14 protein-coding genes are annotated in these 15,656 nt (G+C 43.4%); 10 read left to right on the forward strand and 4 right to left on the reverse strand.

Annotation, left to right across the window (positions count from 1 at the left end; all coding sequences use genetic code 11):
- Positions 1–38: 38 nt before the first annotated feature.
- Together CS562_RS10260 and CS562_RS10265 are read right to left on the reverse strand one after the other, a co-directional pair.
- Positions 39–1,808: an alpha-glycosidase gene (locus tag CS562_RS10260; RefSeq protein ID WP_064640510.1), complete on the reverse strand. Its 1,770-nt coding sequence runs from the start codon at positions 1,806–1,808 to the stop codon at positions 39–41.
- A gap of 253 nt (positions 1,809–2,061) precedes the next feature.
- Complete coding sequence (locus CS562_RS10265; protein WP_099855450.1) at positions 2,062–2,643, reverse strand: hypothetical protein; 582 nt, start codon at positions 2,641–2,643, stop codon at positions 2,062–2,064.
- Between the two features lie 160 nt (positions 2,644–2,803).
- Between CS562_RS10265 and CS562_RS10270 the strand changes: the two genes are divergently transcribed.
- The gene (locus CS562_RS10270; protein WP_099855452.1) at positions 2,804–3,961 is read left to right on the forward strand and encodes an epoxide hydrolase family protein; all 1,158 of its coding nucleotides are present in this window, start codon (positions 2,804–2,806) and stop codon (positions 3,959–3,961) included.
- Positions 3,962–4,186: 225 nt separating this feature from the next.
- Positions 4,187–7,666 (forward strand): glycoside hydrolase family 2 TIM barrel-domain containing protein, encoded by a 3,480-nt coding sequence (locus tag CS562_RS10275; RefSeq protein ID WP_099855454.1) that lies wholly within the window; start codon positions 4,187–4,189, stop codon positions 7,664–7,666.
- A 123-nt stretch (positions 7,667–7,789) separates the two neighbouring features.
- Here the strand turns inward: CS562_RS10275 and CS562_RS10280 are convergent, their stop codons facing one another.
- On the reverse strand, positions 7,790–9,361 hold the full coding sequence (locus tag CS562_RS10280; RefSeq protein ID WP_099855456.1) for a stalk domain-containing protein: 1,572 nt from the start codon (positions 9,359–9,361) through the stop codon (positions 7,790–7,792).
- Between the two features lie 198 nt (positions 9,362–9,559).
- Between CS562_RS10280 and CS562_RS10285 the strand changes: the two genes are divergently transcribed.
- The gene (locus CS562_RS10285) at positions 9,560–10,027 is read left to right on the forward strand and encodes a DUF4362 domain-containing protein (protein WP_099855458.1); all 468 of its coding nucleotides are present in this window, start codon (positions 9,560–9,562) and stop codon (positions 10,025–10,027) included.
- A 128-nt stretch (positions 10,028–10,155) separates the two neighbouring features.
- On the opposite strand, the gene CS562_RS10290 is transcribed toward CS562_RS10285, so the two are convergent.
- Positions 10,156–10,542, reverse strand: a complete 387-nt coding sequence (locus CS562_RS10290) for a VOC family protein (RefSeq protein ID WP_099855460.1) — start codon at positions 10,540–10,542, stop codon at positions 10,156–10,158.
- 310 nt (positions 10,543–10,852) lie between these two features.
- Between CS562_RS10290 and CS562_RS10295 the strand changes: the two genes are divergently transcribed.
- From CS562_RS10295 to CS562_RS10330, 7 genes are all read left to right on the forward strand, one after another.
- Entirely contained in the window at positions 10,853–12,016 is a 1,164-nt protein-coding gene (locus CS562_RS10295; protein WP_180287091.1) for a CdiA C-terminal domain-containing protein, read from the forward strand.
- A gap of 17 nt (positions 12,017–12,033) precedes the next feature.
- Positions 12,034–12,522 (forward strand): hypothetical protein, encoded by a 489-nt coding sequence (locus CS562_RS10300; protein WP_099855463.1) that lies wholly within the window; start codon positions 12,034–12,036, stop codon positions 12,520–12,522.
- A gap of 107 nt (positions 12,523–12,629) precedes the next feature.
- Positions 12,630–13,064, forward strand: coding sequence for a hypothetical protein (locus CS562_RS10305; RefSeq protein WP_099855465.1), 435 nt, complete (start codon positions 12,630–12,632; stop codon positions 13,062–13,064).
- 56 nt (positions 13,065–13,120) lie between these two features.
- Positions 13,121–13,594 carry a hypothetical protein gene (locus CS562_RS10310; RefSeq protein ID WP_090807711.1) on the forward strand — a complete coding sequence of 158 codons (474 nt, stop codon included), beginning with the start codon at positions 13,121–13,123 and terminating at the stop codon, positions 13,592–13,594.
- Positions 13,595–13,696: 102 nt separating this feature from the next.
- The gene (locus tag CS562_RS10315; protein WP_099855467.1) at positions 13,697–14,359 is read left to right on the forward strand and encodes a hypothetical protein; all 663 of its coding nucleotides are present in this window, start codon (positions 13,697–13,699) and stop codon (positions 14,357–14,359) included.
- Positions 14,360–14,869: 510 nt separating this feature from the next.
- The gene (locus CS562_RS10325; RefSeq protein WP_257219447.1) at positions 14,870–15,079 is read left to right on the forward strand and encodes an EndoU domain-containing protein; all 210 of its coding nucleotides are present in this window, start codon (positions 14,870–14,872) and stop codon (positions 15,077–15,079) included.
- Between the two features lie 128 nt (positions 15,080–15,207).
- Positions 15,208–15,648 (forward strand): hypothetical protein, encoded by a 441-nt coding sequence (locus CS562_RS10330; RefSeq protein ID WP_099855925.1) that lies wholly within the window; start codon positions 15,208–15,210, stop codon positions 15,646–15,648.
- Positions 15,649–15,656: the final 8 nt, after the last annotated feature.

Here is a 15,656-nt window from a genome sequence, read left to right on the forward strand (position 1 = left end):
AGTCTCATCGGAGAACGGATTTAGAATGAAGCAAGATGTTATGCCTTCACGTGTGATTTGACATCCAACTGCAACAGGGAGAAACCGTACGCTTCCAAGTCCAGCTTCAGCTTGTTCTGCTGAGTTTCCCGAGTTGTGGCTGAGAATACATTACGCCAAGTTCCTTGGTGTAGTGGCAACTCCATACTGCATGGTTCTTCACTTGCATTCAGGACAAGCACGAATTGTTCCCCGGTATCTTGATCCTTGCGTCCGATGGCAATGCACGGGTCTCCGGCTTCCGCGTAAATCATGGAGATGTCCGCACTGCGCAATGCAGCGTGTTGTTTACGCAGGGCAATGGCTTGGGTGAAGAAATCGAGCAGATCCTTGTTCTGCTTCTGTTCGTCCCACTCCATACATTTGCGACAACCTGGATCATAGCCACCATCCAGCCCTACCTCGTCACCATAGTAAATACAAGGAGCACCTGGGTACGTAAGCAGCAGAATGACTGCCAGCTTCATCTTGCGTACATCCCCTTCACATAGGGTGAGCAGTCTTGGCGTGTCATGACTGCCGAGCAGGTTGAAAGCTGCTTCGGTTACAGGCTGTGAATACGCAGCAAGCAGTTTGCCAACCTCGTTGGCAAATCCGAGGCCGTCCAGCTTGCCAAGCACAGCGTAATCCATGACTGAATTCGTGAAAGGGTAGTTCATGACTGCATCAAACTGATCCCCCTGCAGCCACATGATGGAATCATGCCAGATTTCGCCTAGTAGATAGGCATCCGGGTTAAGTGATTTGACCGTTTGCCGGAATTCACGCCAGAATTGATGGTCTACCTCATTGGCAACATCCAGCCTCCAACCGTCGATACCCATATCCTGAATCCAGTAACGGGCCACCTCCAGCAAATATTCCTTAACCTCGGGATGCTCTGTGTTCAGTTTAGGCATAAGAGGTTCAAAGGCAAAGGTATCATATGTGGGAATACCATCCTCGATACGTGCCGGCCATTCTCTGACATGGAACCAATCCGCATAACGGGAAGCAGCCCCTTTTTCAAGCACATCCGCGAATGGAAGGAACTCTCTGCCTGAATGGTTAAACACCGCGTCCAGAACTACCCGTATGCCGCGTTCATGGCATGCATCCACAAGTTCCTTCAATTTCTCATTGGTGCCAAAGTGCGGATCGACCCTCATATAGTCTGCGGTATTGTACTTATGGTTGGTTGTAGCCTGGAACACTGGGCAGAAATAAATGGCGTTAATGCCAAGTGTACTCAGATGATCGAGGTGGTCCAGAACGCCTTGAAGGTCACCTCCGAAAAAATTGACAGGCGTCGGTTCACCGCCCCAGGGTTCAGCATTCTTTGGACTGATCGACGGATCACCATTGGCAAAACGTTCAGGGAAGATCTGATAGAACACCGCATCCTTAACCCAAGCAGGTGCCTCGAAGAAATCCACCGGATTCATAAATGGAAAATCGAAAAATTCCAACGGATGATCAGGCAGAGCCTGTTCGAATCCCCGTTCCGTCATCCAGACCGATTTCTCTCCCTCGATCAGTTGGAAGCCGTAGCGTAATCTGCGGTAGGGTGGTTGCGCTTCCACTTCCCAATAATCGAACAGGGCATCACGGGCAAAGATTCGCATCGGAAGGTGGAGAACCGTACGATCCCATGCATATTTATCCCCGATGATGGCGATAACAGCATCCAGGTCGCCCCGCTTGGAACGGAGCCTCAGGTGCATGGTGGAACGGTCATATACGTAGGACCAATTCATTTTGGGACGATGATAAATAGCTTCAAGTAACATAGCATTCACTCCTTATCTGGGATGGATCATATGGCTATAAACGCAAAAAAGGCACAACCCCAATGTTCACGAGGTTGTACCTTTCGGCAGCATAGCCTTTTGATTATAGTGCTATTATACGAACTAAATTGGAAAAAGAAAACACTTTTTTTCCTGAAATCTCAATTTGTTTATTGTGGAACAAATGGTGTGTCCTGCTTCATGTGTGAGTTAGAATGATTCACAATCAACACACATTTTGGTGGACTATTATTTAAAAATCATACCCAAGCTTATTGGCATAAGCAGAGATTTCTTTATGATATTTCTCGATACTTTTCTTGCCGGTATCAATTTTGGCATTGGCTTGTTTCAGGACAGCGCTGTTTACCGTTGTTTTGGAGACAGCCTTTTTAGCGAGTTGGAATCCTTCCAGCTGTGCATAACTACCTTTAATCAAGTTGGCATGGATTTTTTGCAGTTCCGCATTTTGCGGTTTAATCAGCTTCAGCTTGGATACATATTTGGTGTAGTTAGGAATCGCTGTGTTGGTCAATTTCAGGAAAACGGACTTGCGATTGGAAGATGTAATGTAAAATCCTCCTCCAAGAGCGTTGAAGGCTTTCTCTTCATATACCGATGCGCTATCCAACTGATCCAGGTAGTTGAGGAAATCTTCTTCTTCGACTGTAGGGATCGGTTCTTGTTCTGACGTGTCAACTTCTTCATAGTATTCGTCTTCCGAATATGTAGTAGTTGAGTCATCCGCAGCAGCGGCATAGGACCCTGCAGGTGCGAATACCCCGCCGAGCAAAACAAAACTCATAATGATTGATAGTACCCATGATTTCTTCACGTTCTAATTTCCCCTATCTATATATGTGATATTATTCCAATGGATAATCTAACATAGCACGACAAGAAATTACAGGAATCGATTGACAGAGATGGAATCTATGAATAGCAATAAAAGGATATAATAACGTTGTGAATCAACAAAAAGGGAGGAAATCTTGATGACTGTTGAACGTTTTCATATTCATGTCTCCGATGAGATTCTGGACGATTTGCAATATCGGCTGCATCACATCCGTTGGCCAGATCAATTGGTAGACTCCGGCTGGGGGCGAGGAACAGATATTAGTTATTTAAAATCACTCGTTTCCTATTGGAGAGATCATTATGACTGGCGAGCACAAGAGTCCAGGCTGAATCAATTTTCCCAGTTTCATTGCCAGTTGGATGGGGTGGATGTGCACTTCGTACATGAACGTGGTAAAGGGCCTAACCCTCTGCCGATTATTCTTACCCATGGCTGGCCCGATAGCTATCTTCGTTATCAAAAGATTATCCCTCTCCTGACCGATCCCGCGAGTCATGGAGGTAATCCGGAGGACTCTTTTGATGTCATTGTGCCTTCACTGCCTGGATTTGGATTCTCTAGTCGCCCTGACCAACCTGGCTTCAACAATTCTCGTGTCTCCCAGATGTGGGCCAAACTAATGACCAAAGAATTAGGCTACAATAAATTCGCTGCTGCAGGTGGAGATATTGGTTCTGGCGTTACACGTTATCTGGCATCGAATAATCCTGAACTTCTAGTTGGAATCCACTTAACGGATATTGGTATCATAAGAGATCTCTTATCTTCCCAGGATGAGGCAGAACGCTCAGAGGAAGAACGAGAGTACAAGAAAAATGCTTCAACATGGATTTCACAAGAGGGGGGTTATATGTCCATTCAATCAACCAAACCTCAGACACTTGCCTATGGGCTTTCCGATTCGCCAGTAGGTTTGGCCGCTTGGATCATTGAGAAATTTCGTGCTTGGAGCGACTGTAAAGGTGACCTCAATCAACTATTTAGCAAGGATGAGTTGCTGACTCATATTATGATCTATTGGGTTACGAACACCATAGGATCATCCACAAGTATGTACTACGAAAATTCACATTCCTTGCCACCATTGGGACGTATAGAAGTTCCGACAGGCATTGCCATATTTCCTGCGGATATCGTGCTGCCGCCCAAGTCTTGGGCGATGCAAAACCTGAACGTAACGCGCTGGACCTCCATGCCTAGTGGAGGGCATTTTACGGCTTTGGAAGAACCGGAGTTGCTGGCTGATGATATTCGGGCATTCTACAGACCGATTCGAGCAATGAACGATTAATGTAGTTATATATATGGTGGAATTCGTAAGGTCCCGACTTGGATATCTAAAGCGGGCCCTTTTTTTTCTTCAATCTGCTCAAAAAGTGACGTACAAAGGTGGTCAGATGGTATAATCGGGTAAAGTGTTATTGTCTCACCAAGTTATTTTCGAAAAGGTTTTCGGAAAATGGTCTGTTTTTGTTTGTAACCGCAATCATAATACACACAGAAAGTGAGAGCTGAGATGAATCAGAAAAAGCTTTTTACGGATGGATGGCAATTTGCGAAAAGTAAGCTGGAGGTTACGGAGTCTGCGGGGTTAACGTTTGAACCGGTTGAGCTTCCTCATGATTGGCTGATATATAATACGCTTGAACTGTATGAGGACAGCATCGGATGGTATCGCAAGACATTCCCATATACGAAGGATGAGCAGCAGGTTCTGCTTTGCTTTGACGGGGTATATATGGATTCTTCCGTATATGTGAACGGTCAGCTTGTGGGGGAATGGAAGTACGGTTATTCGGCTTTTGAGCATGAGATCACGAGTGCTTTGGTGGAAGGTGACAACGAAATTGTAGTCAAAGTTGTGCATCAGAGTCCCAACAGCAGATGGTATTCCGGGGCCGGAATTTATCGCAATGTGTGGCTCAAAACGAGAGATCGGAATCATATCGTCACAGACGGTACCTATGTATCGATTCAGCAGCAGCCAGAAGGCTGGCAGGTTGAGGTGGATACGGAGCTGAGTCTCAATCAGAACGCACAACTTGTGCACACGATTTGGTATCAGGGTAATCAGATCGTATCCAGCAAAGCGAACGTTACGGCTGCAGCGGGTACAGACACCGGACATGAAGAGATACAATCGAACAGCCAACAGCTGAAGGTCGATCTTCCGAAGTTATGGAGCCCGGATGAACCGAATCTGTATGATCTGGTAACGGAACTGCAAGTAGCTACAGGTGAGCAGGGCTATGAGACGATCGAGACCGTCACACAGCGGATTGGTTTCAGGAATATCAAGTTGGATGCAAACGAAGGATTCCACCTGAATGGGGTCAAGATGAAGCTGAACGGCGTGTGTGAACACCATGATCTTGGGGCGCTGGGGGCTGCTTTTAACCTAACTGCGCTGCGCAGAAGATTTGTGCTGTTGAAGGAAATGGGCGTTAACGCTATCCGGACCGCTCATAACATGCCTGCCAAAGAGTTCATGGAACTTGCGGATGAGATGGGTATGCTGATCGTTTCGGAAGCGTTCGATATGTGGGAGAGAGCCAAGACCCCTTACGACTATGCGAGATTTTTCCCGGAATGGGCACATACTGATGTGAAGAGCTGGGTGAAGCGTGACCGTAACCATGCAAGTCTGATTATGTGGAGTATCGGTAACGAGATTTACGACACTCATGCGGATGAGCGGGGGCAGGAAGTAACCCGCATGCTGATGGATTATGTATTGGAATTTGATCCAAAAGGGAATGCAGGCGTGACGATTGGTTCGAACTACATGCCATGGGAAAACGCACAAAAATGTGCAGACATCGTGAAGCTCGCAGGTTATAACTACGCGGAGAAATACTACGACAAACATCACGAAGAACATCCGGACTGGATTATCTATGGTAGTGAAACGTCGTCTGTAGTGCAGAGCCGTGGGATCTATCACTTCCCGTTCGAGCAATCCATACTGGCAGATGATGATGAGCAGTGCTCGGCTTTGGGTAACAGTACAACAAGTTGGGGCGCGAAGTCCGCAGAATATTGCATTTTGGCAGAACGAGATACGCCGTATTCCTTGGGGCAGTTCCTGTGGACCGGATTCGATTATATTGGAGAACCAACACCGTATCATACAAAGAATTCGTATTTTGGACAGCTGGATACAGCAACGTTCCCGAAAGATTCCTACTATATCTACCAAGCAGCCTGGACGGATTACAAGAAAAGTCCGATGGTTCACCTGTTCCCTTACTGGGATTTCAGTCCTGGTCAGCTGATCGATGTACGCGTGTGCAGTAATGCGCCGAAGATTGAATTGCAGCTGAATGGCAAGACAATTGGCACGTATGATATCGACCATGCAAAGGGAACCCAGCTGGCAGGCTGGTGGAAAGTGCCATATGAAGAAGGCGAGCTCAAAGCGATCGCTTATGATGAACACGGCAACGTTATTGCAACGGATGTGCAAAGATCCTATACAGATGCGAAGAAGATTCGTCTGCAAGCCGATCGGGAGCAGCTGCAAGCGGACGGTACGGATCTTATTTTCGTGGAAATCCAAGTGGAAGATGAAGCGGGCAATCCCGTGCAAAATGCAAACAACCGTGTGCAGGTCCAAGTGACAGGTGCAGGTCGTCTATTGGGTCTGGATAATGGAGATAGCACGGACTATGATCCATACAAAGGACTGAGCAGAAGACTGTTCAGCGGCAAGCTGATGGCCATCATCGGGGCAACGAACGAATCGGGAACGGTACGGATCGAGGTGACATCGGAAGGATTGGAAAGTGCAGCTGCCGAGTTCGAATCACGAGCTGTTGCAGGCGCAGTAGATCGTACCTTAGGTGATTCCGGTGCCGCTGCAGGTCAGGAGCATATCGTACTCATGAGTAATACAGAACGTCCGGTTCTGACGGGACGTCTGCAGGAGATTCCTTTGCGGAAAATCGAGATTATCAGCGAAGGTGGACAGCTATTCGATCCATCGAAACAGCAGATGACGGTGAAAGCCAAGCTGTATCCGGAGAACACATCCTATCGGGATATTGAGTGGGCAGTGGTGAACGATGCAGGTATTGAATCCAACATTGCCAAGGTCGAAGCTAATGGCCTGGAGGTCAACGTATCTGCTCTGGGCGATGGAGAATTCCGTCTTCGTGCGACGAGCAGTAACGGTACGGATAAAACCAAACTCATCTCCCAACTGGAGTTCAAAGCAACGGGTCTGGGCACGGCTTACAAAGATCCATACGGCTTTATTACGGGCGGGCTGTACGATTACACCAAAGGGGATGTCGGTAACGGCAATGAACGTGGGGTAGCGACAAGCCGGGACGGGGAGACACATGTGGGCTTCCGCAATATCGACTTCGGGCCGTACGGCTCCGATACCATTACGATTCCAATCTTTGCGTTGTCCAGTGAAGAGTACTTCATTCAGATCTGGGAAGGCATGCCGGATGAAGAGGGAAGTACACTGCTGGCAGATGTGGTGTATGACAAAGAATCCAGATGGAATGTGTATCAGGAAGAGACGTATCATCTGTCCAAGCGGCTGAACGGGATTACGTCGATCTGCTTTGTACTGAAGCAGAAGATTCATATCAAAGGCTTCTCATTCGAGCGCCAAAGCCGGGCATTTGAACAGAATACGGCTGCATCATGCGATCATCTTTATGGGGATACGTTCAAGATCGAGGGTGATCATGTCGAGGGGATCGGAAACAATGTGTCGTTGGAGTTTGAAAATATGGACTTCACGGCAGAAGGCACGTCCAAGCTTGTGATCTATGGACGTTCAACAATCGATAAAAACACGATTCATATCCGCTTTGCAGGTGAGGATGGACAGAGCAATCAGCTGGTCGATTTCACACAGTCCGATGGATATGAGGAGCGGGTGTTTGAGCTTGAGCAGGTTAAAGGTGTGCAGAAGGTGACCTTTATTTTCCTACCGGGTAGTCAGTTTGACTTTGGCTGGTTCCGGTTCGAGAAGTAGGACGCCAGATATAGTAGTTCAGGGATAGAGATGATTTTATATCAATCCTCTTCAAGTAAACGGTATTTGTTAAGAACAAGACGTCTACCTGAAGGGGATTTTTTTGTATGTTAAACGATTCGTTTAGCTTCCTGAATCTTTCTTACCAGCATCGTCAATGGTCAGCATCGCTTTCTCTGAATCCCAGGACACGTTCAATCCCAAACCACGCAATATCTCAAAAGGCACTGTAGTTGCTCCCGAGTAGTTATTTATGGGTTCAGGTATCTGCACGACTCGCTCCCCAGAGGAATCGGCGGAGGTTATAACATACTGTGTCTCGTTAGGTCGGATTGTGATTGTCCGATTGTCATAATTCAACGTATAGTGGTTCGGGCTACCTTTCACCTGATGAATCTCAAATTTTGCTCCAAGTGCTGTGGCGATGGCTTTGATTGGCAGTTGCACGGTCTTAGGCGTTTCAACAGCGGCATACATTGACTGGAACAGCTCACCGTTAAGATATACATCTGTACCAATTTTGGCTTGAACGGGTTTGTAGACCATTCCTCCAGATGACGTTGCAGGTGCACCCGCTTCCTCGTATTTATCACTTCCCCAGCCCCAGACGGTTCCATCCGAGGATAAGGCAAGACTGTGGTAATATCCTGCTGAAATATCAGTAATACCGGATAAATGGTTTACTTTTCCTTCTTTACCGTTCACACTTCTTCCGTAGCTGTACACCTCACCGGATGTCGTGAGTATTAACATATATTGCGTATTTCCATCCATCTTCTTCACCTTGAAGTCGTAATGAAAGGCGAATACTTTCCCTGTCTCGTCCACACCCCAGACTTTCCCGTTCTTATCCAGTGCAAGCAGGGACGTATCTGTTCTTGTGATCGAAGATATGTTGGTCAGACCTTTTATCTTGGTAGGTTTGGACAGGACATTCCCGGATTCGTCGGGCTCGTTCCACGTCCATACGGAGCCATCTTTCTTCAAAGCATATCCATGCAGACCTGCGGATCCAACCTGGATAACATCTTTCAGTCCGCTAATCGCATGTGGTTTACGTATGAGATCATCTGAATTGATTCCTTGAGCGTTAGGGCGCTGCCATGACCAGACTGTCCCGTTTTGGAGAAGGGCGACAGTGAAAGAACCAGTCACTACATCCTTCGCAGAGTTGATGCTTTCGACTTTGCTTGGTAGTTTGCCAGCACCCCACTCCCAGACCGTTCCATCTGCCTGAACTGCTGCGTTGATTCCACCACCGGCGGCTGAAATAGCTATTACATTAGATAGTTCCGGTACGCGGATGGGACTAAATGTATGACGATATCGAATGTTCTCGCTCACACCCAGCTCTCCCAACAAATTGCGGCCCCAGGTCCAGACCGAACCATCACTTCTCAAGGCGACTGTGTAATAATAAGCTCCCTCTACAGCGGTATAGTGGAGTTTCTTCTCTGTATTTACTGCATTCGATTGAACAGAAGTGTTACTGGCGGAATGCTGTACGTTAGGGGCTGCGTGAGTAATTGGCTCAGCTGTCATCTCCAACAACAAGCTGGACGCAACTAGTGCTGCAGCCATTGCAATGGCGAATCGTCGGGACGATTTACTTTTACTATTAGGTCTATGATTCAAGCGTGAAGTGGGGCGTTGTTTTTCTTTTGCTATGTCATCGGATGGGTTAACCGAACGCATGTGTATCGCCTCTTTTTCGGATGAGATGGACGTAAATAATGCATTGTTATATAAACACTCTATGGAAGGATGAAGTTACATACAAATAATAAAAATTCCTTTATATTGAAGATCCGTACTGAGTGTTTTAAGCTATTTCTAACAGCACATAGGTAACATGTACGGAGAATTTAGCGTCTTAATTCATGAGGTGATTGGATGAAAAGAGTACTGCTCACGCTTTTGTTAGCGTTAATAATGTTAACAGCCTGTGAGGCAAATGATCCGACAGTGGATTCTCCAGTGGTTTTGAATTCATTTCCGGAAATTATTGAGCCACATAACCCTGAGCAAGCGGAGCAAAGCGGGGATGTCGTTGTGCTTCTCGAAGGCATGCGAAACAAGGATAAGTGGAATACTTTTGTGAAGAATGTGAAGAACAAACAGCAGGATCAGGTTCGTGTGACGATGTATACCATCGAAGGTGGGGCCGTCATCTATGAATTGATATACGATGGCTCAGTCATTCAATCGACTTATGATAAGTCAAGGGATGCCTATGGCTCCAAACAGGGGATCACGACCAACACCTGCGAAGGGATCGGTACGATGAAGAGTGAGCAACGTGTTTTTAACGTGTTAATCGGTTGTGAGAAGGCAGGCAGTACCTTTTCGATTCCCAAGTGATGAGAGCGGTATCTAACCGTAAATAGTTGAGCTATGTAATTATTCATGCTGTAAATCAAAAAAGATCCTGCGAAGCCGAGGCTTTTCAGGATCTTTTTGCTGCTATCTGGAGAGCGAGAGCTGGTGGTTTATGCATACAAAGCATTGGATAGTTCGATCAGATTACCGTCAGGATCACGTATATACACCGAACAGATTGGCCCCAGTGCACCTGTTCTTTTGACTGGTCCTTCTTCGATCTTCGTGTTCTGGTGTGTTAAATGTGTAATGACTTCCTCCAGAGGTGTGCTGACCAGAAAACAAAGATCTGCTGAACCCGGTGTGGGGATATGGGCTTTGGGTTCAAACTCTTTGCCCCGCTCATGCAGATTGATTTTTTGCTGTCCAAACTGTAACGCTTTTCGGCCCTGGCCGAATTCGACCGCTTGCATGCCTAATACATTCGTATAAAATGCAATCGTTGCTTCCAGATTCTCTACGGTTAACACGAGATGATCAAGTCGTTCTAATTTCATAGATGAGCCTCCTTTGAATTGGAATTTTAGCTCCTGTGAGACGAGGGTGGCAGTTAGTATGTTTTCGTTTATTATACCTTAGAGCTTGGTGTGGGTAATCGAATTAGGCAATGGCGAGCCTTCGGACATTTTAACCAATTGATCGAATTTTGGAGTAACATGCACGAATGCGCAATATATCTGCCTAAGGATCTTTACCAACTTCCAGTTAGACTATGTGAAAATGAATCCTCCGTTTGATTCCAATCCTCCTTCTAACTTGTTAAAATTTAGGTACATATACTACGGTCAGGTTGGCGGTGAAGATAGAATGCAGCGTATTCAGGTACATCCCGATGTATTAGAGGAAAAAGCCCGGCTCGTCCAGCAGAAGAAGCTGGAACTGGAGCGAATGGTACGGGAACTGGAAAAGTCAATTTACCTGTTGCAGTCCGAATGGTCTGGTGTCACTGGAGAGCGGTTCTTCTGGGATTTTATGCAGGTGAAAGAAGTTTTTCCTGCTACACTTGGACTGCTGGACAACATCCAAAATGAGTTTACATTTATCGCAAGGAATTTCAGGACAACCGATGGCTCAGGCGAGGTAGCATTGTACATACCGGAAGAATTAAAACGGAATTTCGCTGTAGGGCTGCTCGATAAATCCATTGGCGAAACGATAACCGGAATGGGCCAGACGGCAGAAACGTTATTCTACAATCCGTTTAGTACGTTAACCAGTCTGGCCTATGCCATGACAGTAGGAAGAGTGGTTGATGTTGGACGAGGTATCGGATTCGCATGGGATGCCGCCTGGGGCACAGGAACAGCCAGGTCTGACATAGAGCAATTTGTGGATGAGCAGAAGAAACAGATCGATGAGAGTGGAGCAGGATATTACGGTGGAGCGATGACAGGTCAGGCACTAGCGTATGTTTTGTTTGGCAAAGCTTTTCGTTCGAAGGATGACATTGGATCTGGTGGTGGATCAACAGGAGGTAAAAAAGAGTCTTGGAAGGGAAATGATAGTCCAAGAGATTTAATAAAGCCTAGTGGAACACGTAATCCAGAAGCCTCACCAAGTGGAATGAGAACAAAAATTCCGAATAATGCGGATAAGGCGACCAAACAGTCTTTGGAATTAGAAAATGATGCTGCTGATCAATTGGCGAGAAGTGGATATCGAATTGAACAGAACCCAAAAGTTCGGGATAGTGATGGAATTGATTCCAACAGAGATCCCGATTTTAGAATTGAAGGGCGTATATTTGACTGCTATGCACCAACTGAAAATAAAGGCATTAGAGGTATTTGGAGTGAGGTTCAAGAAAAGGTTGTGATTAAGCAACAAACCAAGAATGTAGTAATTAATTTAACAAAGTGGTCTGGAGATGACGCTGCGTTGCTTAAGCAATTTAAAGAATGGGAAATCCAAGGTTTAGAAGAAGTTATTGCAATTAAAAAGGATGGTAAGATTATATCAGTATTCCCTTAAAGTAGAGGAGACAAGTTATGGAATATTCACTGAAGTTGAATGGAAAACAAGATGCGTCATGGTTAAAAAAATTAATTGAAAGTAAGAATGTTGAAGTGAATTATATGAACCGAAAATACAATTCATTGTCCATTGATGAGTTTGATCTAAGCGGTGGTTTGAAAATAACTACTTATGATAATAATTTTCCACCTGATCATCCAGCAGCATCTTATGAAACGATGTTTCAAGAAGAGGATTTTATTTATCAACAAACGATATCTTATGAATTGGAGAATAACCAGCAATATGAATCATGGTATAAAACAATGTATGAAATTTCCTTCGCTATATTAGAATCACTTAGAGTAGATGGCGTCTTCTATCACACTTCTGGAGAAGAGATATTTTTCTTTAAGAACGGAAAGTATACGTTCGACGGAACATACCTTGAATTGCTCCAGACGCATTATGGAGAACTTCTTAAGAATATCGAGTATTCGGCTTTTACAAAATCTCACAACTGAATTACAGATAATGCATAAAGGCACTTCTACCGCGTAGAGGTGCTTCTTACTATAAAATCCTAGATTGGACAGATAACGAGATTAAAACCTTAGAAAGGAGGAAAAATATGTTTGGTAATTTTTATTTTGGAGGTTACTCTGAATACAGAGAATTAAAAAATTCATTAACTAAATTATTTCAAAATGTTGAAATAATAGAAGAGAATAATAAGCTAACGGTCCCTTGCGACGGGTTCACACTATCCATTAATGAGGGAGGGCCTGGTACTATGTTTGCAAGTGAAGATTATAATATTGAATTAAAGTTTAGTTGTTACATTGATATTATATCTTCTTATAGTCATTGGGCAGACGAGCTAATGGTCTTCATTGGAAAATTAATTAATGGTAATGATGGAGACTGTCTTCTAGAGTTGAATGATAAACCAATATTAATGCGAAAAAACAGTGTAATAACTGTGGATGATAAAAAGCTAAATGGTTCAGTTGAATTCCCTTTTCATAGATTAGGACTAAGTTATCAGGTTGGAGATATAATCTAGGTGATGCTCAGAAGTTTGCGTGGGCTACAAAGTCGAATTTGGGGAAGAAAAATAAAATGGATTTCGAATTATTTCTACGATCTAATTTAGATCTTAATTCTCTAGGGAAACTGTTAAAAAGATATACCACTGAATTTGTTAACGGATCGGCTTTTTTTAATAGTAACGATGAAGAAATTGTAATTGGTTCTGATTTTTTCTCATTGACTCTTGAGATAGAGGATATTTCCGATATCGCTTTTGTTAAAAAACATTATAACTTAGATGTTAATGTATGTATTAGGCTTCAATTGTTTGGGAGTACTTTTTATAAAGGGATAGAGTATACTTTCAGAATTATTAGTAAGCTTATAAAACATACTGAGGGTAATCTTTTATTCCTAGAAGATGGTTCTACTCAACTACTTAGAATGAAGAATGGTCTGTTGACGGTCAATAATCAGTTGGATGAATATCAAACTAAATATCTAACTTCAAGCCTTCTTCTTCTACTTGACCGTCCTTATATTGAAAGGGAGCTATCAAGCTAAAAAAATCAGCAGGTAAATGGAATAATGATACTACTTAAAGGCACTTCTACACACAAACGTAGAGGTGCTTCTTACTATAAAATCTTAGGAGAAAAGCTTGCCATGATACTAAAAAAACGACTTTTAATAATCGGATGTTGTATTGCCTTGGTGATCTTACTTGTTCTAACTTATAGCCTCTATAAAGAAAAAAGAATGTATGAGCAGTATCTAACGATGAATGTACGACAAGATATGGTTGATATGAAGAGTGCGATTATAAATAATGATATTTTATTTAACCGAATACTTAAGAATGAAATAATAACAAACGAGATGGTTGAGGATGGCGAACAAGCCAGCCAGCTCTATTACAACTTTACAGATATGACGCAGATTATAGATAAGTATAACTTGATGAATCTAAGTTTCAGCGAAGAAGCCAACTGGCTGGTAAAACCCGCAGCATTATATACTAACGACTTAGGCCAAGATGACATTTTGCCACCTACACTTCACCGCATGCGAATGACGTTCGAGAGGCTGGATATAACCAGTTATCCTGTAAAAGCTGAACTTAAAGCCAGAATCGAGGAGTACCAGCAGTTAAATCATCGATGGCTGAACATTGTTGGGGACTTTGAATCCAAGGAAATTAATGAGAATGATTGGCCCCAAATCTTGAATGATCTGGAGCAAGTGACCCGAGCTTATTTTAGTGAGAAAAAGGTTAATTTCGTGGATGAATACGTTTGGAGAGATGCTTTGAATCCAAGGTACGAATGATAATTATGAGTGTGATTGATGTCTAATAAAATTTAAAAGGTTCTTTAGTATGAAAGGAGATGAGGAGTATATCCATCCTAGAAACAATTAATGAATTAGCAGTGATTCTTTTACTAATTGGTACCTTCTTTTACTTTCTAGAGTTACGTAAAATCAAAAGGCAAAGGAAACTAACGGTTATAGAATACATCATGTATGTCACGATTCAATTTGGGTACTTACTTTGGGCAGGAAGCCGATTACTCATGTTAATTTCATAATAGCTCACACCCAAAGTGTAGCACTACTACCGTTCAGAATGGGTAGAGAGTGCTCTTTTTTTATAACCAAACAACTAATGAATTTTCTCCCATGCTGGACGATAATAGAGCAGAGACCATATTTACTAATAACAAGCATCTAATGGTACCACTTACATAAGGCATGCTGGGGAAGAAGAGTACAATGAATTGCAACTGGATGAGCAGGGGGAAGTACTGACCCATGTGTATTCCAAGTTGAACAGTATTCGTGTGTTCCGGGATACCAAATATTAACGGTAAGATTGTTGGGAAAGTTGATACACCTAATGAGTTTGGTGTCTATCAAGCCAATGTTGAAATTAATGGAGTACCAAAAGGACCCAAATCCACATTTTTTCCAAAGGAATGGACACCACAACAGGTAATTGATTCAGTAAATGAAGCTTTTAATAGTAAAGTAAATATAATAAAACAATAAATATATAGGGAAAACAAGCACAGGTATGGAAATAGAGCTTATTTTGAGAAATGATAAGATAATCTCAGCATACCCATGAATTGGAGGGTACATTAGTGAAGATAAAATATAAATATAAATTAAAATATATGGATGAATTTAATTTGGTTGTAATGGATTTTGACGAGGAAAAAACACTTGAGTTCGCCACTATGATAAGTGATCCTTTAGGATCTGATATTTCTTGGAGATTTGAAGATTTGAGAAAAGATATTGAGAATTATTTTGAAGTATTAAGGGGAGGAATCTCCGAATATAGACATGGAGGAAATGCATCCAGCGTTATATCACATAAAGACTATACAATAATTGAAGATCCATTTTATGATGAGGAAGAAGATGAAATTGAACCGATCTGTAAATTAGAGACAGTTGAATTTGTGAAAATTATATTACTATGGGCTTACGAAACTTACAAATTTAAAAGTAAAAAGGGAGTGATTGCTTTAAAGGAGGCAGAAATGGTTATGAAATGGGTTGAACAAAAGATGTTAGAAGTTGAGAGTATAGAAAATGAATCTATACAATAGATGATGTA

It is taken from the genome of Paenibacillus sp. LK1 (assembly GCF_002750415.1).
Taxonomy (GTDB): domain Bacteria; phylum Bacillota; class Bacilli; order Paenibacillales; family Paenibacillaceae; genus Paenibacillus; species Paenibacillus taichungensis.